19 protein-coding genes are annotated in these 22,784 nt (G+C 39.7%); 1 reads left to right on the forward strand and 18 read right to left on the reverse strand.

The features are described from left to right. Positions 1-4 precede the first annotated feature (4 nt). Genes FGL72_RS05940 through FGL72_RS05955 form a run of 4 tightly spaced genes read right to left on the reverse strand, consistent with a single transcriptional unit; the run spans position 5 to position 3,263 of the window. The gene (locus FGL72_RS05940; RefSeq protein WP_004903092.1) at positions 5-292 is read right to left on the reverse strand and encodes a YlbG family protein; all 288 of its coding nucleotides are present in this window, start codon (positions 290-292) and stop codon (positions 5-7) included. Beyond that, complete coding sequence (locus FGL72_RS05945; RefSeq protein WP_100665344.1) at positions 289-1,473, reverse strand: FtsW/RodA/SpoVE family cell cycle protein; 1,185 nt, start codon at positions 1,471-1,473, stop codon at positions 289-291. The genes FGL72_RS05940 and FGL72_RS05945 overlap by 4 nt, the downstream gene beginning before the upstream one ends. A gap of 6 nt (positions 1,474-1,479) precedes the next feature. Further along, entirely contained in the window at positions 1,480-2,556 is a 1,077-nt protein-coding gene (gene pepA, locus FGL72_RS05950) for a glutamyl aminopeptidase (protein WP_085698791.1), read from the reverse strand. Positions 2,557-2,582: 26 nt separating this feature from the next. After that, positions 2,583-3,263, reverse strand: coding sequence for a 2,3-bisphosphoglycerate-dependent phosphoglycerate mutase (locus FGL72_RS05955; RefSeq protein ID WP_004905620.1), 681 nt, complete (start codon positions 3,261-3,263; stop codon positions 2,583-2,585). Positions 3,264-3,558: 295 nt separating this feature from the next. On the opposite strand from FGL72_RS05955, the gene FGL72_RS05960 reads away from it, so the two are divergent. Further along, the gene (locus FGL72_RS05960) at positions 3,559-4,866 is read left to right on the forward strand and encodes an NCS2 family permease (RefSeq protein WP_004903102.1); all 1,308 of its coding nucleotides are present in this window, start codon (positions 3,559-3,561) and stop codon (positions 4,864-4,866) included. Between the two features lie 70 nt (positions 4,867-4,936). Here FGL72_RS05960 and recN read toward each other — a convergent pair whose 3' ends face one another. The 14 genes from recN to FGL72_RS06030 form a co-directional block, all read right to left on the reverse strand. Then, positions 4,937-6,622, reverse strand: coding sequence for a DNA repair protein RecN (recN, locus tag FGL72_RS05965; protein WP_004908955.1), 1,686 nt, complete (start codon positions 6,620-6,622; stop codon positions 4,937-4,939). Between the two features lie 27 nt (positions 6,623-6,649). Then, the gene (locus FGL72_RS05970; protein WP_146992975.1) at positions 6,650-7,105 is read right to left on the reverse strand and encodes an arginine repressor; all 456 of its coding nucleotides are present in this window, start codon (positions 7,103-7,105) and stop codon (positions 6,650-6,652) included. After that, complete coding sequence (locus tag FGL72_RS05975; RefSeq protein ID WP_004905624.1) at positions 7,098-7,940, reverse strand: TlyA family RNA methyltransferase; 843 nt, start codon at positions 7,938-7,940, stop codon at positions 7,098-7,100. Before FGL72_RS05975 ends, FGL72_RS05970 begins: the two co-directional genes overlap by 8 nt. Continuing rightward, the gene (locus FGL72_RS05980) at positions 7,937-8,851 is read right to left on the reverse strand and encodes a polyprenyl synthetase family protein (RefSeq protein ID WP_085698789.1); all 915 of its coding nucleotides are present in this window, start codon (positions 8,849-8,851) and stop codon (positions 7,937-7,939) included. Before FGL72_RS05980 ends, FGL72_RS05975 begins: the two co-directional genes overlap by 4 nt. Next, a complete protein-coding gene (locus FGL72_RS05985) occupies positions 8,844-9,068 on the reverse strand; it encodes an exodeoxyribonuclease VII small subunit (protein ID WP_004903115.1) in 225 nt (74 codons plus the stop codon). Before FGL72_RS05985 ends, FGL72_RS05980 begins: the two co-directional genes overlap by 8 nt. Beyond that, the gene (xseA, locus tag FGL72_RS05990; RefSeq protein WP_040189961.1) at positions 9,061-10,347 is read right to left on the reverse strand and encodes an exodeoxyribonuclease VII large subunit; all 1,287 of its coding nucleotides are present in this window, start codon (positions 10,345-10,347) and stop codon (positions 9,061-9,063) included. The genes FGL72_RS05985 and xseA overlap by 8 nt, the downstream gene beginning before the upstream one ends. 55 nt (positions 10,348-10,402) lie before the next feature. After that, the gene (locus FGL72_RS05995; RefSeq protein ID WP_085698787.1) at positions 10,403-11,545 is read right to left on the reverse strand and encodes a CamS family sex pheromone protein; all 1,143 of its coding nucleotides are present in this window, start codon (positions 11,543-11,545) and stop codon (positions 10,403-10,405) included. Beyond that, positions 11,542-13,587 carry an NAD-dependent DNA ligase LigA gene (gene ligA, locus FGL72_RS06000; protein WP_085698785.1) on the reverse strand — a complete coding sequence of 682 codons (2,046 nt, stop codon included), beginning with the start codon at positions 13,585-13,587 and terminating at the stop codon, positions 11,542-11,544. The genes FGL72_RS05995 and ligA overlap by 4 nt, the downstream gene beginning before the upstream one ends. Before the next feature lie 72 nt (positions 13,588-13,659). Beyond that, positions 13,660-15,909, reverse strand: a complete 2,250-nt coding sequence (gene pcrA, locus FGL72_RS06005) for a DNA helicase PcrA (protein WP_085698783.1) — start codon at positions 15,907-15,909, stop codon at positions 13,660-13,662. Between the two features lie 101 nt (positions 15,910-16,010). Then, positions 16,011-16,640: a glycoside hydrolase family 73 protein gene (locus FGL72_RS06010; protein ID WP_004903126.1), complete on the reverse strand. Its 630-nt coding sequence runs from the start codon at positions 16,638-16,640 to the stop codon at positions 16,011-16,013. Further along, entirely contained in the window at positions 16,641-18,365 is a 1,725-nt protein-coding gene (cydC, locus tag FGL72_RS06015) for a thiol reductant ABC exporter subunit CydC (RefSeq protein ID WP_085698781.1), read from the reverse strand. Beyond that, entirely contained in the window at positions 18,362-20,089 is a 1,728-nt protein-coding gene (gene cydD / locus FGL72_RS06020; protein ID WP_146992850.1) for a thiol reductant ABC exporter subunit CydD, read from the reverse strand. Before cydD ends, cydC begins: the two co-directional genes overlap by 4 nt. Before the next feature lie 81 nt (positions 20,090-20,170). Beyond that, positions 20,171-21,184: a cytochrome d ubiquinol oxidase subunit II gene (gene cydB / locus FGL72_RS06025; RefSeq protein WP_004903133.1), complete on the reverse strand. Its 1,014-nt coding sequence runs from the start codon at positions 21,182-21,184 to the stop codon at positions 20,171-20,173. Beyond that, positions 21,184-22,656: a cytochrome ubiquinol oxidase subunit I gene (locus FGL72_RS06030; RefSeq protein WP_004903135.1), complete on the reverse strand. Its 1,473-nt coding sequence runs from the start codon at positions 22,654-22,656 to the stop codon at positions 21,184-21,186. Before FGL72_RS06030 ends, cydB begins: the two co-directional genes overlap by 1 nt. Positions 22,657-22,784: the final 128 nt, after the last annotated feature.

The following is a 22,784-nucleotide window of genomic DNA, read 5'->3' on the forward strand; positions in this document are numbered from 1 at the left end:
CCACTTAACGCGCACTCTCCTCATCATAATTTTCAAAGAAAATATCATCATGCATATCATCCAAATCCGGATTAATATCCGGACGCGGTGATGAGACAACATCTTTTACAAACTTATATTGCTTAATTTTTTCAATTTGTTGCGTAATGGCAGTATCATCAACATAAATCATTGCAAAGCCCATTTTACGTGAAACATAGACAATTTGACCAAATTTTTTAAGTTGTGAAACGTGTCGCATCTGCTTTAAATAAATATACAGGCCCCGCCTGGGTTGTATTGCAAATGTCATTGGTAATCCTTTCTAGCAAGTGTATCTGCTGGGTGAATGTCTGGTAGTTTCTTTTGTGTTGCTGCTATATTAAGCGTTAAACCAATTGCCGCACTGAATACGATATACGACGAACCACCGCCTGATATGAATGGGAAAACAACACCTGTAATAGGTAGCACACCAACAACACCACCCAAATTAACTAACGCCTGAATAAAGAGTAATGCTGCAATACCAAATAATAATAAGCGATAGTATTGGCTGCGCTGCCGTATACCAAGAATAACCATACGACCAATTAAAATGAGCAATAACAGTAATACAATTGTCGTTGTCACGGCGCCTAATTCCTCCGTCATCACGGCCATTATAAAATCTGTGTTGGATTCAGGCAAATAGGGTTTGATTAACGAATTTCCCAGTCCTACCCCCAAGAAACCGCCGTGTGCTATTGCATAATAACCATATAATAACTGTCGGCTAGCATCGGCTGCACCTGGTTGCCATGGGTCTACAAAACTTGTCAATCGGGCAAACGTATAGTGTTGACTTCCATTAAGACCAAATACTTGGTTAACGATTCTTAAAATAGTCTGTAAAAAGCCAAATCCTAAACCGCCAAAGGCAGCAACAGCAGCAATAAACCAACGCCGTACGCCAGAGGACATAAACAACACAAACCAGATAACAAAAGTAATTAGGCCGTTACCATTGTCTGGCATAATAAAGACTAACACCAGCGCAATCCCCGGTAATCCTAAAACATGAAATTGAAACAACGGTTGATTTCTGATACGTAAATGCGTCTGCCAAGGTACTTTATCAAAAAAATCGGCAAAATATAGAATAATTGCTAGTTTTAAGAATTCAGCAGGTTGCAGCGTGATAGGGCCTAAACTAATCCACCCATTGGCGCCGTTAACCGCAGGCATAATAAATTTAGCAACCAATAAAGCACCAATAATGATTAACATCGTCATCCGCAGCAACTTTTTTTGTCGTAACGCTTTTAAATTAAAATGGTAGAGAAAAAAAGCACCCGTCAAGCCCAACACAACAAAAATCGCTTGTTTAATAAAATTACTTAAAGCTGTACTTGTACCTTGAGTTGCAGAAAAAACCATGACAATACCAAGCATACTCAATATGGCATAAGGTACAGCAATCCAATAATCTAATTTTCGTAATTTTTTAAACATAAAACATTAATCACCTATAATTGTTTGTAAGTTTGTGTTGTCTAAAGATTTTGCAATTGCAATAACAAAAGCCTTAGCGGCCTCAAAATCAGCTATGGACCAGACCGTTTGATGGGTGTGGATGTAACGAGAAGCCACACCTAGAGCAACAGAAGGTATCCCATTATGCGCGGTTTGAGCAGCAGCTGCATCTGTACCGCCTTTAGAAACAAAATACTGATAAGGAATGTGATTGTCTTCAGCTACCGATAGCAAAAACTCACGTAGACGCAGTGGTGTGACAACAGTCGGATCAAATACACGCAATAACGTTCCTTGATCAAGTACACCTTGATGTCCCTGTGATTCAGCATTATCATCAGCTGCACTAGAATCTACCGCAAAAAATATATCAGGCTTTAGTAAGTTAACTGCACCATGGGCACCACGTAGGCCAACTTCTTCCTGGACATTTGCCCCCATGATTAGCGTATTCGGTGTGGGTTCATTAACTAGTGCTTCTAATGCTTCAAGTATGGTTACCACGCCAAAGCGATTATCCCATGCCTTAGATATTACCCGCTTTTTATTGGCAGTTAAAATTGTTTTAACCTCAGGCACAATGAAGTCCCCAGGTCTCACACCGTAAGCCCATGCTTCATCATAATCAACAAAGCCCCCATCAAATAAAATGTCATCAATAGTAGGTAATTGTGGTGCATGCCCTGTGCCGCGCAATAAATGCGGTGATACAGAACTTGAAACAACTGGATAGGTGCCTTTACTCGTAAATAAGGTGAAACGTTGTGAAGAAATGACTACAGGATTCCAACCGCCAATGGTGGCTACTTTAAACGTGCCAGTAGGCAAAATATCCGTAACAATAAAGCCGACTTCATCCATATGCGCCGCAAACATGACGCGCGGTGCATCAATCTGTTTATTGTTTTTAACACCGAAAATACCACCTAAGCCATCTTGATGAATTTCATCAACTAATGGTTGCATATCTTGGCGCAAAGCTTGCCGCACTAAATGCTCTTGCCCAGATGTGCCTTGATGCTCCGTATATTTTTTTATTCGTGCCCATGTTTTATCGTTCATTTTTCACTCCTTATATGGTCTTTATTTTATTTAACATCTGCCTGCAGGTACTGGCGTGGACTAATTTCAAATTTTTCATTAAATGTGTAACAAATTGGTTCACCATTGCCAACTTCTAAACCATCGATGGCTTCATCACTAATATTTTCTAAGTATTTAATCAGTGCCCGTAATGAACTGCCATGTGCCACCACAAGCTGATGACGACCAGCACGTAGCGCCGGTTCAATCGTAGAATGCCAATAAGGTAATAAGCGATCACTGGCCATTGCTAAACTTTCTCCGAGTGGCTCGATTTGGTTAGGATAGCGGCGATCTGGTGTCACACGATCTAATAACGGTGGCACGGCTGTATAACTTCTTCGCCATAATTGTACAGCCGAAACACCATATTTCTGACGTGCTGCATCCTTATTTAAACCACGCAGCGCACCATAATGCCGCTCATTTAAACGCCAAGTTTTATGGATTGGCACCCAAGACTGATGAGACTCATATAAAATAATGTTAGCCGTTGAAATCGCACGCTGTAAATAGGATGTATGGACATCATCAAAGGTCATTGCTTTATCAGCCAATAATTGTCCTACCTTTTTTGCTTGTGCACGCCCCTTTGCAGTAAGTGGTACATCTGTCCACCCAGTAAATTGATTATCGCGATTAGCGGTTGACTCCCCATGACGAACTAACACAAGTTGTGCTACCATAATACAACTTCCTTCAGTAAAAGATGTTTCTATTATAACATTAAATAAGCCATCACATTCTATCCTAGCCACAGCTAACGGATAGTCACATTGTTAGCTAGTGAATTCGGTTATCTTTAACTAATAAACGAACATTAAGCCTTTATTATTCGTTTATTAAGCGCTTTCAACAATAAATCAACGGCAACGATCGGTTTAAACGGTAAATTCTAACGTTTTTATATTTTAATTCGCCTTTTATACTGTTAAACTAGTATAGAACGTTTAGGCGTTACAATATTTTTGGGAGGCAATCATGTCTACGATTGCAAATTATTTTAAACTTGATGAACTGAACACGTCAATACGTACAGAGTTCATCGCTGGGCTAACGACCTTTGCGTCCATGGCCTATATTCTATTTGTTAACCCCACTGTCCTCGGTGCTGCTGGCATGGATAAGGGTGCGGTATTCACGGCAACAGCTGTTGCATCAGCTGTTGCGACGCTATTCATGGGCATCGTTGCATTATATCCGATTGCTATCGCACCAGGTTTGGGTGTTAATGCTTTCTTCGCTTATTCTGTTGTTATTGGTATGGGTGTCAAATGGCAAACAGCAATGGCAGGTGTATTCGTTGCTGCTATCATCTTTCTCGTATTAACTTTCTTCAAAATACGAGAAAAAATTATTAACATTATTCCTCAAAATTTAAAGTTAGCCATCGCATCTGGTATTGGTTTATTTATCGCTTTTATTGGCTTACATAATGCTGGTCTAATTGTTGCCAACAAAGACACAATGGTTTCTCTTGGTCATTTAACCACGCCAACCTCATTATTGGCTATCTTTGGTATTATTGTAACCTTCATTTTGTTGTCACGTAAAATTCCAGCTGCCATTTTTATTGGTATGGTGATGACGTCAGTTGTTGGCATCATTTTTGGTCTTATCAAACTACCAAGCGCACTTATTTCTTCAGCCCCTTCTTTGGCACCAACCTTTGGTGCTGGGGTCACACACATCGGTGACATCAATTCACTACAAATGGTGACTGTTGTCGTTACTTTCTTACTCGTCACTTTCTTTGACACAGCGGGAACAATGATTGGTCTTGCTACACAGGCTGGTTTCATGAGAAATAACGAAATGCCACGCGCCGGAAGAGCATTAATGGCCGACGCTGTTGGTATGACTGTTGGTGCTGTCATCGGAACATCCCCAACCTCAGCCTATGTCGAATCATCATCTGGTATCGCTGTTGGTGGTCGTTCCGGATTAACAAGTGTCTTTACTGGTATCTTTTTCTTAATCGCATTATTCTTTTCACCACTGCTAACTGTTGTTACATCACAGGTCACAGCACCGGCACTCGTTGTTGTCGGGGTGTTAATGGCGAAAAGCCTACGTCAAATTGATTGGGAAGACTTTGCTATCGCAGCACCAGCGTTCCTCATTGTTATTGGTATGCCTTTAACTTACTCAATCTCTGATGGTATCGCCCTTGGTTTCATTCTCTATCCAATTACTATGATTAGTACTGGTCGTGGTAAAAAAGTACATCCACTAATGTATGCTTTGGCTATTTTATTCGTACTTTTCTTGGTCATTATTGCACATTAATATTTAGATATTAAAAAGACTGAACTCATATGAATGAGTTCAGTCTTTTTAGTTATTAGATGGCATGCTATTATTTGGTTGCGTCTTTGGTATATTGGCGCCGCAAATCTTTGGCATTGGCAAGTGCCGTTTTAGAAACTTTATCGCCCGATAACATCATGGCAATGGCGCGCTCACGACCTGATTCATCTAGTGACGAAACCTGAGTTATTGTACGATCGTGTTCTGTTGTTTTAGCAATTAGAAAATGATGTGTGGCTGCAGCAGCAACTTGTGGTAAATGCGTAATCGCAAAAACCTGCGAGTCAGCTGCAATTGTCAACATTTTCTTAGCAATCGCCTGGGCTACACGTCCGGAAACACCGGTGTCTGCTTCATCAAACACAATTGAAATAATATGTTGCTGTTTAGCAAACGTCGTCTTCAATGCTAGCATTAATCGTGCTGTTTCACCGCCAGAAGCAATTTTAACTAATGGGGCCATACCTTCACCAACATTTGTCTGAACATAAAATTCTACGCTATCAGAGCCAGATGAAATAAAACCTTCAATGGGCTCAAAATGTACCGCAAATTCTGACCCTGTCATCAATAAGTCTGACAATTGCTGATTAACATCCTGTTCTAACTGACGTGCCACTTGCTGTCTAACTTCACGTAGTCTCATCGCTTTTTGACGCAAAGATTGACGTAAACTATTTTGCTTGACTTGTAACTTATCCACATTAAATGAATCATCTACCAACGTTGCAAGTTCAGCATTAACTTTTTCTTGAAAAGCCAAAACATCGGCCACTGTTGTCCCATATTTTCTTTCCAAACCATGAATCAACTGTAAGCGTTCTTCAATACGTAATAATTCTGATTCATCATAGGTTAATGCGCCTATCTGTTCATCAACATCTCGACCGACTTCTTGCGCCGTGTAATAACTATCGGCAATCGTTTTAGCTAGCTCAGCATAGGTATTATCATACGCCGCAATTTCTTGTAACTCGTGCATCGCTTCTGCCAATAGGTCTATTGCACCAGTTTGTTCGCCATTCAGCGCAAACTGTGTATTTTGTAAGCGATCAGCAATTTTCTTGTAATTTAACAATTTACCACGGGCATCCAATAAATCATTTTCTTCATTCAAACTCAAATCCGCTTCCATTAACTCTTGCTGCTGAAATTGTAGCAGGTCTAGTCGTTGCGTCATTTCTTGCTGTGATGTTTGAATTTTACGAATACGTTGGGTAATTGCACGAAACTCCAAAAATTCGCTTTGATAAGCTGACTTGACCTGCAACAACATGTCCCCACCAAATGCATCAAGCAACTGTATATGCTCATCTACATTAAGTAGTTGCTGTGTATCGTTTTGTCCTTGAATGTCGACCAGCTGTCGACCAATAATCGATAACGTTTTTAAGTTAATTAAAACACCATTGATTCTGATCACACTACGTCCGTTATGATTCAGCTCACGGTAAATAATCATTTGTCCATCATCAGCTTCAATGCCATGTTGGCTTAAAAGCGTTAGTAACGATTGATTGGTTGTAATACTAAATACAGCTTGTAAAATAGCTTTTTTGCTGCCATGTCGAACCATTTCAGAACTCGCACGACCGCCGGTTAATAGTAGTAAAGCGCCAATAATAATTGATTTACCTGCACCCGTTTCACCCGTTAAAACGGTCATGCCATCTTCAAATTGTAAATCAATTTTCTCAATAATGGCAAAATTTTCAATGACAAGATTTTCTAGCATATTCGCTTTCATGCTCCTAATACATTTCTATTTTTCCAGTAATTTCTGAATAATACTCGTCATTTCTGCTGTTGTCACACCATCTTTTAATAATACGAGTACCGTACCATCATCACTCAAAGTACCAAAAACCTCTGGAAAATTGACTTTTTCAAACAAGTTAGCAATTAACTGTGCACTACCAGGCTGTATTTTTAATAAAATTTGACCGCGTTGTGCACGTTGACTTAAAAATGATTGCTGCAACGCACGACGTAAACGTTGCAAATGCGGTCGGTCATCTTGTTTTGGCAAATGATAGTGAAAACCGCCATGAGCATTAGGGACCTTAATCAGTCCCAACTCATTGATATCTCGTGAAATAGTTGCTTGTGTCACTGTTTCGCCCAAGGTCTCAAAATAAGCAACAATGTCTTCTTGACGTCCTAGCGGTTGATTTTGAATAAGTGTCATGAGTATTTTTTGACGTGTTTTTTTATTCATCATCCTTATTTCCTACATGGTTTAATTGCGCATAGGTTTGTTCGAGTAGCTTATCAATATCAATATCTGTATTCATAGTTGCTGTCTGTTCGCGCATCAAGATAGCTAAAAATTCAATATTGCCCTGCCCGCCCTTAATTGGTGAGTAGGTTAACCCTTTAATTGAAAAACCTTCTGCAAGCATCATTTGTACAGTCTTTTGTAACACATGCTTATGAACGTGTGGATCTTTAATAATCCCATTTTTACCGACATGCTCGCGACCCGCTTCAAACTGAGGCTTAATCAGTGCAACAACATGTCCGCCAGACGTAATAATTTGAGATAATGGTGGCAAAATTAGTCCAAGAGAAATAAATGACACATCAATCGTTGCAAATTGTGGTTGCCCAAACTTAAAATCATTTAATTGTGAGTAACGAAAATTAGTATTTTCCATCACTTTAACGCGCTCATCTGAACGCAATTTCCATGCTAATTGATTCGTCCCTACATCCAATGCATACACTAATTTGGCCCCATTTTGAAGGGCAACATCAGTAAAGCCACCTGTAGACGAGCCAATATCTAAAACAACTTTATCAGCGACCGAAATATCAAAATCATTGAGCGCTTTTTCTAACTTTAATCCGCCACGTGATACGTATTTTAGTTTTTCACCTTTAAAATGCAATTCCGTTGTAACAGGTATTTTCTGACCTGCTTTATCTAAACGTTCTTCATTGTCACCTAGTATTTCCCCCGCCATCACTGCTCGCTTAGCTTGTTCACGTGAGTCAAATAGGCCCTGTTGTACTAACAATATATCAACACGCTCTTTTTCTACAGCACTCATACTGATTCTCCAATTAAATCTAAAAATTCATCTAACAATTGCCGATCAAAACTGGCCTCACGCTGCGCAATATTAGTTAATCGTTGCCGTGCATCAGCAAGTAAATCATTTCGTGTACGCTTTGCAGCAGCCATACCTACAAGATGTGGTAATGAGTCAACAGCTTCGTCATTATCTTGATCAAAGTCATCAATATCATCTTGAATTTGAAAGGCTAGGCCAAAATCATAACCAAACTGATATAAATCATACTGCGTTTTCGGGTGTACTACTGTTGAAGCCATTTCCTGAGATAGTTTACCACCGATATCAGTTGCATAACTAATTAGTGCTGCTGTTTTCGGGGCATATACATCATTTAATAGCCAATCATAAGTCACATCAGATTTTTGATGGCCATGGTTCTGCATATCATGTATTTGACCAATAACCATACCATTAGCACCAGCATATCGTGATAACTGCCGTATGATGGTTATCACCTGCTCATCACTCACTTTTTGTACGTTCGCTGCCAACGCATTTGCTTCAGAAACAACCTGAAAAGCACCAGTTAACAAAGCATCACCAACTAAAATAGCTGATGATTCTCCAAATTTAGCATGAACACTTGGTTGTCCGCGACGCCAAAGATCATTATCCATGGCAGGTAAATCATCGTGCACAAGCGAATAAGAATGCACCCACTCCACCGCCGTTGCCAATTTTAGTAAATTGGGTGTCACGGACACATTAAAGCTGGATAGTACTGCCAAAGTTAATAACGGACGTAAACGTTTTCCGCCATTTAGCACAGCATAACACATCATCTGCGCAAATTCAGCATCGTCAGATATAGCAATTAAATCCGTCTGTAACTGTTGGTCAATTTTTGGACGCCAAATCGCTTGAAAATTTTTTAGATTAGTCATTAGTTAGTTCCAAATCGGTTAGTTTATCATCATCACTCATCACTTTAGCCAATGTTTCTTCTGCATGTTTGAGCGTGCCTTGCAATTCTTTTACCAAACCGACACCAGTTTGAAAATCAGCCAGAGCCGTCTCTAAAGGACGATCACCCTTCTCTAATTCACTAACAATGCCTTCTAATTGCTGTAACTTATCTTCGAATGTCTTTGTTTCACTCATGTGTTAGTTTGCTCGTTTCTATTATTTTTGCTTTTGCCACGCCATCGCTCAAGCGCAGATTAACTTGATCCTCTGCAGCAATTTCTTGAATACTTTTCACAACTTGTTGTTCTTTTTCCATCACTACAAAGCCACGGACTAATATTTTCAATGGGCTCATTGAGTCTAATTTAGCTGCTAGCAGCTGTAGTTTTTCTCTTGGTTGTTGTAATATCTGTTGGCTCATCTGCGATTGCCTCTGGGAAACAACTGTGAGACGGTGTCGAGCTGCAACAATGTGTTGTTGCATTAGTTGCTCAAGATCATGTCGTAATTGATCCACACGTTGATTATAGCCAACATACAAACGGTCTGGTTGTTGAAAAATGACGTGATTAGCTACGCGCGCAACGCGTTGACGTTTGACATCAATCTGCTGTTGCAGCGTTAATTGTAAACGCACTTGTAATTCGTTTAAACGTGTTATCAACTGTGTCAAGGTAACTGGCGTGGCTAACTCAGCTGCTGCTGTTGGCGTAGCCGCACGATGGTCTGCGACGAAATCAATCAGTGTATTATCTGTTTCGTGGCCGACTGAACTAACCACAGGAATGCTAAGCTCGGCGACAGTTCGTGCCAACATTTCATCATTGAATGCCCATAAGTCCTCTATGGAACCCCCACCACGACCAACAATCAATGTGTCATATTGATTTGATTTATCAATACGTTGGATTTGTTTAATAATCGTTTTTGCTGCTTTCTCTCCCTGAACAACGGCTGGATACAAAACAACTTGCGCACTTGGAAAACGACGTTGCACTGTTCTAACTATATCCTCAATGACGGCCCCAGTCGGCGAAGTTACCACTGCGATTTTTCGTGGTAATAGCGGTAATTTTTTCTTAGGAAAACTAAACAACCCTTCGGCTGATAATTTTTTCTTCAACTGTTCATATGCTAGAAATAAGGCTCCCACACCATCGGGTGTCATATCGTCCAAAATAATTGCATAGGTACCATTTGGCTCGTACAATTGTACATGGCCAACCGCATTTATTTTCATACCTTCTTCTGGCTGAAATTTTAGTCGATTAGCATACGAGAACATCGCAGCAGAAATTACGGCACGCCCACTTGGATCTTTAATTGAAAAGTAAAGATGCCGGCCACGCCGACGGCCCATATTAGAAATTTCACCAGTAACATAGACTTTTTGTAAATATGGATCTGCATCAAATTTACGCTTTAAATATGCTGTAAGTGCACTAATTGTTAAATATTTTTGAGTTTCAGACATAGTTTAATTATACCATTTTCATGTATATATACAAAAAAGCATAGCTAGACTATGCTTAATTTAATACTGTTACTGTGAATGTTTTATCGTTAGCATTGCGGATGAGAATCGCTTGCAATTCATTAGCCGTTTGGACCACAATACGGACTGGTACATTACTTGGTAAGAATTTAAGAGCGGACTGGGATACATATGTTGTAAAACTTTCGATTTCTGTTTGAGAATAGAACTGCGTATTCACTTTTACATCTAGACGTGTCAATGTACCAGACTTAAAATTAGCAACTGCTGTTGCGCCAGCAATATTAGGGAAAAAATTAGCAATATCGTTTTTAAAGTTTGCAAAACCACTATTTTCATCACTACCTAATTTAGATGTATCTGTGGCTTCTTTAGGTAAAACAATTGATTTGTCGCTAATTGTCGTCCAATCACTCAAAGTGTCTCCATGTGAGCTCTTAGCTTCAGCGTAAAAACCACCGGGCGCCAAAGAATCAGCTGGCGAATTAGCATACATTGCGATAACAATCGGGGTACTGTCAGATACGCCTGATTGCGCCCTCACCTTTGCGATGATTTTTGGCGCTATTTTTTTGCCATAGGCTACACGGTCTGCATCAGAAATGTTTTGCGTATAATTAGCACCATACTTTTCTTTTTGATACTGATCTTGGGTGTTCATCGCCACGCCAATAACCATACCGGATAGTTTTAAGTCGTTACCTTGCTTTGACATAAAATCTTGTTCCGTTAATGTCTGTACATAGGTTGGATTACGTGAGTCGTCGGTCTTTCCATTATCTTCAGGGTTCAAGCCATTTGGATTATCATTGCTTTGGCGGGCCAATAAATTAGTCACTGTATCAGCTGTTAAATATTGTCCCTCTTGAAAAATATATTGTGCTGGCTTAAACTGACTTTTTGACAACTCGAGTAAACTGGACTCAAAGTGCTTAACATCTAGCTGATTGGGTTCGGAAGTTGCTGTAATACCACGCGCAGCACTAACTAAATACCTGCCATCTTTAATCACTGTCTGATATTGTCCTGGCGTACTCTGTGTAATTTGGACACCGCTTGCTTTTTTGGTTGCAGTCGGTGACACACGGTTCATATTAAAAAAATAGAGTCCCCCGACAGTAAGAATTAAAATACCTACTGCAATTACCATATAACCGCGAAAACCAATTTTTCTCATTTATCAGTACCCTCTTTTGCTTGTGCTTCAATAAACGCCTGCTCATCCCAAACTGTCACACCAAGCGCATTAGCCTTATCTAATTTACTACCGGCGTCTTCACCAGCAATCAACAGGTCTGTCTTGGCTGAAACTGACCCCGTGACCTGTGCACCATGATCTTGTAGCCACTTTGTTGCTTCGGTCCGACTACCCTTTTCTAGTTTACCAGTTAAAACAATCTTTTTACCATAGAAAAATGACGTTTCATCAACGATGACATCAGATAAGTAGGTTTGGTTGACACCAGCTTCTCGTAATTCAATCAGCAATTGCTTGGCTTCAGGTGTTTTAAAATATTGTACCACTGAAAGCGCAATTGTTTCACCAATACCCGCAATACTAGCAATATCGATTACTGATGCATCAGCTATGGCTTGTAACGTTTTAAATTTTTCTGCAATCAGTCTTGCGGCCTTAGCACCAACCATCCGAATACCCAAGCCAAAAAGCAAACGTTCTAACGAATTACTTTTTGACGTCGTAATTGCAGATAAAAGATTGGTCACAGATTTTTCTTTAAACTTGTCTAAAGAAAGCAGTTGTGTTTCCTGAAGACGATATATCGAAGCCACATCTTGAATATAATTGGCCTTGAGCAACTGACTAACAACTCTAGGACCCATACCATCAATATTCATGGCATTGCGAGAAGCAAAATGTGTGAGCTTTTCTTGGATTTGTGCCACACAAAATGGGTTAATGCATCTCAAGGCCACTTCCCCATCTAAGTGCACTAACTCTGAGTGACATGCCGGACAAAATGTTGGGATATCATATACCTGATTATTTGCTGGTCGCTCAGCTAACAGCACTTGTCCAATTTCTGGAATAATATCGCCAGCTTTATGCAAAGTTACTGTGTCTCCTATTCGAATGTCTTTGGCATTCAAATAATCTGGATTGTGCAAGCTAGCGCGCTGCACAGTTGTGCCGGCTAATTGGACTGGATCCATCACAGCAGTAGGGGTAACTGCCCCAGTACGGCCGACTGTCCATTCGATGTCAAGCACAACAGTCAAAGCCTCTTCGGGTGGAAATTTATAAGCAATTGCCCAACGTGGAATTTTAACAGTGTGTCCTAAATCGAGTTGATTGTCTAAGTGATTGACTTTAACAACCACACCATCTATGCCATAAGCCAATCGCTCACGTTGCGAGGTATACTCAGCAATATAGGCATCAATATCAGCCATTTTGGCGATGACACGGTTATGGTCATCCGTTGGTAAACCAAGCGCTGCAAAGCGCTCTAGAGCACCGCTCTGTGTTGTTACCCCAATGGCATCTGGATCAGCTGTATAGTAAACAAAAGCTGATAACTCACGTTTTTTCGTGATAGCAACGTTTAATTGTCTTAGCGAACCCGCTGCAGCATTACGTGGATTAGCGAAGGGCTCTAACCCATCAGCCTCACGCTGTTTGTTTAAGGTTGCAAAGCTTGATTTGGGCATATAAATTTCGCCGCGCACCTCAATGGTTATTGGCTCAGTTAGCGTTTGAGGAATACTACGAATTGTTTTCACATTCGCCGTAACATCTTCTCCAATACTACCATTACCACGCGTAGAAGCTTGTACAAGTTTACCATCAACGTAAGTTAGTGCGACAGCTAAACCATCAATTTTCAACTCTAAATTATATTCAGATTGAAAACCCAAAGTTTTTGTTGTCCGTTCATCCCATTCTTGCAACTCCTCTAAACTAAAAACGTCCCCTAACGATAGCATTGGTGCCGGATGAACAACTTTTGCCAATCCTGATTTAACTTTTGCGCCACCAACATTTTGTGTTGGCGAATCAGGTGTCACAAACTGTGGAAACTGTGCTTCTAGTAACACTAGCCGAGCATAAAACGCGTCATAAATGTAATCTTCAACAAGTGGCGCATCTTCTTCATAGTATGCTACACCATAATCGGTAAGTCTTTTTTGCAAAGTGGCAATTTCTTGCTGTGCCATCTGCGTGGTTAAATTATTCACTGGTGTAAATTCTGGTAACATATTTTTTCCTAATTTCATCACAATGATATAAAAGTGGTCCTAAAATTGTCTCATACAATTCAGAAGCCTAGCCTAGTCCACTTTCTGAATTGGGGCAAAAGCCGCTAATAACTGCTTCACCCCTTCAGATGGAAAAGCTACTTTTAATTCTTGATCATCAGCACGACCAGACACTGAAATTACTGTGCCAACGCCCCATTTTTTATGTGATACCTTATCACCAGTCGACCATGAAGTTTGATCGCCGCCGGTAACACCATTTGTAATTTTAGTGACCGGTGTCGCCTGATACGTTGTTGCTGTTGCAAGCTGCATTTTACGGTCAAATGGCAAGGTTTTTTTCTGTGTCTTGTCTCGTGATAGACCAGAATACGCTGTTTCCAATAGTTCTGGTGAAATTTCAGCAATAAAACGCGACGGCTCGTTGGCTTGAGTACGTCCGTATAGTAATCTTGAAAAAGCATTTGTTAAAAACAGCTTTTTCATAGCACGCGTAATGCCAACATATGCCAAGCGACGCTCCTCTTCCAATAAATCTTCATCCATCATGGCACGTGATAGAGGAAAAATACCTTCCTCTAGACCAATTAAGAATACCACAGGAAATTCCAACCCTTTGGCAGCATGTAATGTCATCAAAGTAACTGCACCATCACCCTCTTCAAAGTCGTCCAAATCACTCATCAAAGCAGTCGTGCCAAGAAAATCCGTCACTGGGTCGATAGACTCGGGATCTTCTGGTTGATATTTATCATCAAACTCTTTAGTCACAGACAAGAATTCTTCTAAGTTTTCCAAACGCGCTTGACTATCAGGATCATTTTTCTCGGCTAACATTTGCCGGTAACCAGACTGCGTCATGACAAGTTCTGTTAATTCAGTTACATTTAAAAATTCTGATTGTTGGCGTAAATTATGCATTATTTCAGCAAAAGTCAAAAACTTACTTGCTGCCTTTGTTGTAATAGATGGTGCTAATTCGATACTTTCAATGGCTTTCATATAAGATACATTTAAGCGATTAGCCAATTCCCGTAACCGAGTTAAGGATGTCGCCCCTAATCCGCGCTTTGGCTCATTAACAACCCGCTCAAAAGCAGCATTATCATCTGGATTAGTAATTAAACTCATGTAAGCCATAATATCTAAGATTTCTTTACGTTCGTAGAATTTATGACCGCCGACCATACTATAAGGCATATTAGCCTTAACAAGTGATTCTTCTATATTACGCGACTGCGCATTTGTCCGATAAAGCACTGCAAAATCACTATAAGCCATATGTTTCGTCTCACGTAACTGCTGTATATTTGACAAAATAAAATTTGCTTCATCATGCTCTGTCTGTGCACGGTAATATGTAATTTGATCGCCTTTACCGTTTTCAGTCCACAATTTTTTAGGTACACGTTCATTATTATGATTAATGACTGCATTGGCTGCGTCTAAAATATTTTGCGTTGAACGGTAATTTTGCTCTAACATAACTGTATGGGCATTTGGATAATCTTTTTCGAAATTCAAAATATTATTCATATTTGCCCCACGCCAACCATAGATTGACTGGTCGGCATCACCGACAACGGCCAAATTTTTAGAGCGTTGCGCTAATAAATTAACAATTGTATATTGGGCATCATTGGTATCCTGATATTCATCAACATGCAGGTATTCAAACTGTTGCTGATAGCGCGCTAACACATCTGGCGCCGATTGAAAAAGGTCAATAGTGAGCATAATTAAGTCATCAAAATCAACACTTTGAGAACGCTTTAATTCAGCTTGGTAAGCAGTATAGACCTCTGCCACAGTTTCTTGAAAAGCATTATCAGCAGCTTTAGCATAATCACGTGGTCGCAACATGTCATTTTTTGCGTTGGAAATCATGCCTAGGATTGTGCGCGGATCGTACTGATTTGTATCCAGATTCAAATCATTAATCACCCGCTTCATTAATGTGCGCTGTGCACTGGTATCAATAATTGTAAAATTCTTTGCTAACCCAATAGCTTCGCCGTCCCGACGTAAAATTCGCACCGCTAGAGCATGAAAAGTTGACACCCAAATATCACGAGCAACATCTTCAGACAACAATGCCGCAATTCTTTCACGCATTTCACGCGCTGCTTTATTGGTAAAAGTAATCGCTAAAATACGCCACGGAAAAACATTAAGGTCTTGTACTAGGTGGGCAATACGATGTGTCAAAACACGTGTTTTACCAGAACCGGCACCGGCCATAATTAAGAGTGGCCCTTCTGTTGTCTGAACTGCTTCAGCTTGTTTATTATTCATTCCATTGGTGAGTGTTTCTACTGACATGTGTGCTCCTATAGTGTAAATTAACTCTTATTATTATAACAGATTTGAATATGAACAAACGTTCGTATTAGAGAAAATAAAAAAACGGAACATTTCCGTTTTTATTTTTGTGGTACATCAAAGCGCGACAAATGCCACGTCTGAATAATTGCGATGAGCTTTTCTGCATAAGTTGGATCAGTGGCATACCCATCTTTTGTCAATGCATTAGCTGCTGCCTGATAATCTTTGGCCGCTAAAACATGCTGATATTGGGCCGCATTCCAACTCGTGCCATGATAAAGTAATTCAGCATGCGCCTTCATACTCTCTTGCCATGAATCATAAGCTGCAAAGCGCCCTTGAATAGTGACCCATTCGCCATTTTGAAACTCCTGGGTTGGTAAAACAACACTTTTTTGCCCTGCGTCAGCTTTAATGCCGAATAAATTATTATACTGTGTCGATAGCGTCGAAGTATGCCAATCTGACTCTAAAATAGCCTGCGCGATACTAATTGACGCAATCACACCGTACTTTTCTTGCATTAATCGCGCATATGGTGCTAGTTGATTAATCCAAGCTATTTTTTGTTGACGCACAACGTCTTGTCCTTGTGCATTTTCTTTGTTGTATATTAGCGTTTGCGACCAAAAAGTTGCGCCAATTGCCAACACTAAAATACTGCTTATCCATAACCAGAGATTCAAACGAAATATTTTCTTTTTGCCACGTCTTTTTCTTTTTGCCATTTAACCCAAATCATCCATTGCTAATAGTTGTTGAAAGTGTGTTGCATTTTTTGCTAAATCAGTAGGTGTCCCCGACAAAGTAAATTGCCCTTTTTCAAGAAAATAAACTTGATCAGCTGCCCAAATACCCGTCAAATGATGTGTCACCCAGATAATTGTGCGATCTGCTAATACAGTAAATATTTGCTGTAACACCTCATGCTCTGTTTTAGGATCTAAACTCACGGTGGGTTCATCTAAGATGACTATTGGTGCATCTTGCAGTAAAATACGTGCCAAAGCAAAACGTTGGCGCTCACCACCAGAAAAACGTGTGCCTGCTTCTTGCATAGATGTGTTATAACCACTAGGCAATCGGTCAATTAAAGGCTGCAATCCCGCTTGTTGAATAGCAATTTTGATTTGCTCATCTGTCGCTGAGAGATTGCCCATACGCACATTGTTTAAAATGCTGGTATCAAATAAATAAGCTTGTTGGTCTAATACCGCTACTAATTGAGAGAGCTGTTGTTGTAAAGCGCTGACATCATGACCGCCAATTGTGACTTGACCACTCACTGGTAAAATATCACCGGTAATTAACTTTAACAACGTCGTTTTCCCGGAACCAGAACGTCCTAACAGAGCAATCTTTTGACCAGGTACAACTGTTAGGTTAAGTTGACGAATAATCGCTTTATCATCATATTTAAAAGTAACATTTTTCAAAGCAACGGTTTCATCTGTCACATCAAGATGTGGTGTTGCTTTGATTGTATTTTCAGGTAGTGCATTCAATCGTTTGATACTATCTTCATAAAATGACGATTCACTGACGCCCTGATTAACACCAAGAAAGCTATCAACCAAAGGAAAAACAGCCAAAGTAAAGGCAGCAATAAAATTGATAGCAATATGATTATTTGAGAATTGTGCGCCAGCCCAAAATAAAGTGGTAATCACTAAAATTAGCGATAGCATTTGAATTAGAAAATCACGCCACCAGCCAAAATGCATACTGTTATTCTTAGTTGCCGCTAAATCAGCCATCACTCGCCCTTGGTAAGTCACAAGATCTCGTTGTCGTCCGGATGATATCCAATCCTGTAAACCTAAGATTGCATCAGTTGCATCGGTGTAAAGTTGCGCTTGCAATTGCTTTTGCCGGTGAACCCGTGATCGATTAGCTAACAGACTTAAGAGTGGCACAATAATCATAATCACCGCTAACATGACAAACCACCATAACATAAATAACCAGTTAACAACACCAAAGCCAATGGCAACGAATAGATAGAGTAGAATTCCTGCGCCTAAGGGAAATATTGTTCTTAGGTAAAGATTTTGTAAGCGATCCAAATCATCAGCCAATAAGCTGAGGACTTCACCTGTTTGTAGCTGACCACGGATTTTACTAGCTGAACTGGCAACACTATCATACAAACGTTGACGTGATTTTGATACAAATCGCAACACCCAGTTATGAGATACTAACCGCTGTGCATATCGAAAAATTGGTCTTGCAATACCAAAGCCACGTGTCAAGACGATAGGGACATAAATCAGTAAAATGTTATCTGGCCGTTGCGCTGCACGTGAGATTAAATAGCCAGAAATAAACATCAAGCCAGCAGCAGCAAAAATAGTCATAAAACTTAAAATAATGGACCAAAACAAACCTGTTTTTTGCTGTTTTAAAAATGGTACAAGCCATCTATCTTGTTGCAGCATTTTTTTTACTTTCATGATGACGCGCCTCTCAATTCAGAACGTAGTTGATTTAAAGCACTTTCCGTGTCTGCTAATAATTTATTAGGCTCGCCTTGTTCCACTATGACACCATTGTGCATAACAAGAACGTAATCCATCTGATCTAACCAATGTAATCGATGCGTTGCAAAGAAAACAAGATGAGACGCTAAAATAGGTGCCATCGTTTGCTTCAAGTCATATTCTGTTTCAACATCTAAATGCGCAGTTGGTTCATCAAATAGTAAGACTTTTCGTTGTGTGTCTAACAATAGTCTGGCCAATGCAATACGTTGTGCTTGACCACCGGACACCTGTCGCCCGCTTTCACCCATCATTGTATCTAAGCCATCAGGCAATTCTGCCACAAATGGTGCCAAGCCAGCTTGTGTCACTGCACGCTCGATTAGCTTGTCACTGACATCAGGTGCATAAAAAGTAATATTCTTTTTTAAAGTCTCATGAAAAATATAAGGTTGTTGTGGCATATAGAAAAATTGTGATTGCCAGTCCTTTTGCGCTAAGTGTGGTAAGGTTTGGTGATTGATGCTTATTTTACCATCGCTGAGTTGCAAAAAGCCACCAATGACACTTAGCAATGTCGATTTTCCCGAACCACTTTCACCAACAATAGCAATTTTTTGATATCCAGTTGCTTCGATATTAATAGCCTTCAGCATTGGTTCGCCCTCAGTATAGCTAAATGACATATCTTGTAAAGTTAATTGACTGTCACTCGTCCATGCATCTAGCGTAAGCACATTTTGATCAGCAATATCTGGCCGTTCAATCATTGATAAGACATCTGTTAAGGCATTTTTCCCATTCAAAGTTGCATGATAATCATCAGAAAAGTTCCGTAATGGCAAAAAGTATTCTGGTGCTAAAATCAAAATCGTCAACGCTGGCAACAAAGTCATATGACCATCTAATAAATCAAATCCTAAAAAAACGGCAACAACCGCAATAGAGAGCGTTGTAAAAAAATCCAAAGCAAAGGTCGAAGTCATTGCAATACGCAAAGTGCGCATAGTTGTTTTACGATAGTCCTCAGAAATATCATAAATTTCATCACTGTAAGAGTCAGCTAAACCCAATTGCTTTAATGTCGGTAACCCTCTTAACGCATCGACAAAACGGTTATTCAGATTTTTAAAGTTAGCAAATTCTGCATCAGCTTTACTTTGTGCTGCTAAACCTAAAATGACAAAAAATAAAATGATGACTGGAAATATGAGTAGTAAGAATAAGCCTTGTTCCCATTTGATGTAGAAAATATAAAGTAAGATTAACCAGGGAATAATACCCAAATCAAATACTTTAATTAACAATAACTGGAAATAATTTTTTACATTATCTAACCCTGCACCAAGTGTTGTCACAGCATTACCAGTTCCCTGCTCAATCGTTAATGTTGAACCCAAAGCTGTATATTTAGTTAATAGTTGTTGCCGATAAGTTTCAACTGCCTCATCCGCATATTTTGACATATAGTGATTCTTAAATACAACCAATAATTGACGTACAACAAAAGCAATTGCAAAAAAAGCAATTGCTGATGTCGTTTGACTAATCGCTTTACCCTGCCACAAATTGACAATCGCAATTGCCATAAAAATGCCTTGGGCTAAGATAGCTAAAGCTTGAATACCGGTCATCATAACCAAACCAACTAATATACCAATAATGCCTTTTAATTTAAATAGCCTTTTATCTATCATTTAATTATTCCTAAATTCGTTTATCATACTGCTATTTTAAAACAAAAAACGTCTACTTAATTGTAAACGTTTTTTGCCGTTTTATTCAACTACTTTATGAGAGACAATGCGCTTGCGGAAAACCCAGAAGCTCCAGATTTGGTAACCAAGGGTTACCGGCAAAGCTGTAACGACAACGATTGTCATTACTTTCAAAGTATAAGTGGAAGACGACGTGTTCATGATGTTGAGTGTGTGTAACGGATTGTTGGCAACCATGACTCGTGGGAAAAGGCCAACAAAGAGTAAGACAACAACTTCAACTAAAGTTAAGCCAGACAACACAAACGGCAATTTTTCCATTTTCTGTTTGATTGCCAAGAGCCAACCGATAACTGTGGTCAAAACAATGACGACTAAGATACTTAATGTCCATACAGTTTGCGTTTGAATAAAATCAGTATAGAAGAATAGTAACACAGCAAACAATGCTTCACCTGCCAATAAAATTGGATACAGATACTCTAATTGTTTTAGTGCACGTGTTCTCAACTTACCATCAATTCGCAATCGTGTATAATTCAACCCATGAACATAACTCATCAATGATACCGCAACACCACCAACTAAGGAAAAGGGTGTCACATAATCAAAGAAACCGGCAGAAAGATTACCCCGAGCATCAATTGGCATACCTGAGACCATGGCTGTAAAAATCATACCCAAGAAAAACGGTACTAAAAATGATGTTAGCGCGATTAATCGTTCCCAAAGTTGTGTGCCTTGAATGGTTGGCATATGTTCACGGAATTCAAATGATACACCACGATAAATCAAAGACAATAAAACAATGAACAACATGAGATAGAAGCCTGAGAAAAGAGAGGCATACCATGCTGGAAAGGCAGCAAAAGTTGCACCACCTGCTGTAACCAACCACACTTCGTTAGCATCCCAATTAGGACCAATAGCTTGGTAAAGCGCTTCACGATCTTTTTGATCTCTGGCATTTAACGCAAATTGCATGCCAATACCAAAGTCAAAGCCTTCTAAGAAAAAGAACCCTGCCCACAAGACACCAATCAATACAAACCATATAATTTCTAAAATAGTCATTAAGCTTCAGCCCCCTTTGCTAAATTATCATAAGGGTCACTAGGTGATAATTCTTCTGTTTCCTCTGCATTTGGTCCTGCATGTAGCACACGGCGTGACAGCCAAATCATGATTCCGCCTAACGTTGCAAAAGTCAGGAAGTAGATGATATTTGAAATCAACAATGACAGGACAGATACATTTGGTGAGACAGCAGCACTAATTGGCATTAAGCCATAAACAACCCAAGGATACCGTCCTAATTCCGTCACTAGCCAACCTGCTGTATTAATGATAAATGGTACAAAGGTCGCAATTCCTAATATCCAAAGGAACCAACGCTGGGTGTGGATAAGTTGTGTTTTACGACGATTCATCCATAATGCGACAAGGCCAAGCATCATTAAGCCACCTGCGCCGACTGCCATGACACGGAAAGCGTAGAACAATGTATTTTCAGGGACATAATAATTTTTAATATCCCCGTGCGTTTTACCGTATTGCTTTTCGAGTTGCTTTTCAAGTTCAGTTGTACCTGTTGTGTTTCCACCTGTCAAAGAATGATTACCCAAAATAGACAGAACATATGGAATTTCAATACGTGCAATCACTTTATGTGTATCCGGGTTTGTAACCGAAATCAGTGACCACGGTTGTGCCTTATCCTTACGTTCAGACGATGTGATTGTTTTATCAACACCTTCCATAGCAGCATATTTCATAGGTTGCATCGATTGTAATTCAAATGCATGCTTGTCACCAGTAGCCAACGCCCCAACGACACCAACCAAACCAACAATTAAAGCAATATTAATTGATTTACGGAAAAACAATACTTCCTTGTCGTTTTTCTTCAATTTCAATAGTTTGAAGGCAGACATACCAGCCACTAAGAAACCGGCAGTAACTAGCGTACCCACAACAACGTGTGGAAACTCAACCCAGAGTTGCCTATTTGATAGCAAAGCACCAAAACTCTTTAATTCGGCACGTCCCATGTGGTTATCAATAGCATAACCAACTGGGTTTTGCATAAACGAATTGGCAGCTAAAATCCACAGTGATGAGATAGCCGACCCAATGGTTGTTATCCAAATAAACAGAACATGAATACTTGGCTTGAAGCGATCCCATGTAAACGACCAAAGACCAATAAATGTTGATTCTGCAAAGAAAGCAACCAACGCTTCAATCGCCAATAATGACCCGAAGATATCACCAACATAGCGCGAATATTCAGACCAATTCATACCAAATTGAAATTCCTGTATCAAACCAGTCACAACGCCGACGGCAAAACTCAATAGGAAAATTTTACCCCAAAATTGCGCCATTTTTTTGTATATCTCATCTTTTTTGATGACATACATTGTTTCCATGATTGACACAACAACCCCTAAACCAATCGACATTGGCACAAAGAAAAAGTGGAATATCGTTGTCATTGCGAATTGGAAACGTGCGAGATCTAAAATCCCTACTAAAGTAACCATTTGTTCCTCCAACGTACTCATAATACACAATAATCAACGAGATTGATGTGTTATTATGGGCACAACTTAAATATTCAAGACATTATTATTGCCTTCTCTAATATCTAGTTTATCACTTGATAAACTAA

Origin of the sequence: Leuconostoc citreum (assembly GCF_007954785.1) — a bacterium.
GTDB classification, from domain to species: domain Bacteria; phylum Bacillota; class Bacilli; order Lactobacillales; family Lactobacillaceae; genus Leuconostoc; species Leuconostoc citreum.

Coding starts and splice junctions, on each gene's coding strand:
- cydB (WP_004903133.1), bottom strand. CDS start 21,184: ATGACTATTTTAGAAATTATATGGTTTGTATTGATTGGTGTCTTGTGG.
- recN (WP_004908955.1), bottom strand. CDS start 6,622: ATGCTAGAAAATCTTGTCATTGAAAATTTTGCCATTATTGAGAAAATT.
- FGL72_RS05995 (WP_085698787.1), bottom strand. CDS start 11,545: ATGAGAAAAATTGGTTTTCGCGGTTATATGGTAATTGCAGTAGGTATT.
- FGL72_RS05960 (WP_004903102.1), top strand. CDS start 3,559: ATGTCTACGATTGCAAATTATTTTAAACTTGATGAACTGAACACGTCA.
- FGL72_RS06030 (WP_004903135.1), bottom strand. CDS start 22,656: ATGGTTACTTTAGTAGGGATTTTAGATCTCGCACGTTTCCAATTCGCA.
- FGL72_RS05940 (WP_004903092.1), bottom strand. CDS start 292: ATGACATTTGCAATACAACCCAGGCGGGGCCTGTATATTTATTTAAAG.
- FGL72_RS05945 (WP_100665344.1), bottom strand. CDS start 1,473: ATGTTTAAAAAATTACGAAAATTAGATTATTGGATTGCTGTACCTTAT.
- FGL72_RS05955 (WP_004905620.1), bottom strand. CDS start 3,263: ATGGTAGCACAACTTGTGTTAGTTCGTCATGGGGAGTCAACCGCTAAT.
- FGL72_RS05980 (WP_085698789.1), bottom strand. CDS start 8,851: ATGACTAATCTAAAAAATTTTCAAGCGATTTGGCGTCCAAAAATTGAC.
- cydC (WP_085698781.1), bottom strand. CDS start 18,365: ATGAAAGTAAAAAAAATGCTGCAACAAGATAGATGGCTTGTACCATTT.
- FGL72_RS06010 (WP_004903126.1), bottom strand. CDS start 16,640: ATGGCAAAAAGAAAAAGACGTGGCAAAAAGAAAATATTTCGTTTGAAT.
- pepA (WP_085698791.1), bottom strand. CDS start 2,556: ATGAACGATAAAACATGGGCACGAATAAAAAAATATACGGAGCATCAA.
- xseA (WP_040189961.1), bottom strand. CDS start 10,347: ATGTCTGAAACTCAAAAATATTTAACAATTAGTGCACTTACAGCATAT.
- FGL72_RS05985 (WP_004903115.1), bottom strand. CDS start 9,068: ATGAGTGAAACAAAGACATTCGAAGATAAGTTACAGCAATTAGAAGGC.
- FGL72_RS05970 (WP_146992975.1), bottom strand. CDS start 7,105: ATGAATAAAAAAACACGTCAAAAAATACTCATGACACTTATTCAAAAT.
- ligA (WP_085698785.1), bottom strand. CDS start 13,587: ATGTTACCAGAATTTACACCAGTGAATAATTTAACCACGCAGATGGCA.
- FGL72_RS05975 (WP_004905624.1), bottom strand. CDS start 7,940: ATGAGTGCTGTAGAAAAAGAGCGTGTTGATATATTGTTAGTACAACAG.
- pcrA (WP_085698783.1), bottom strand. CDS start 15,909: ATGTCAGTAGAAACACTCACCAATGGAATGAATAATAAACAAGCTGAA.
- cydD (WP_146992850.1), bottom strand. CDS start 20,089: ATGATAGATAAAAGGCTATTTAAATTAAAAGGCATTATTGGTATATTA.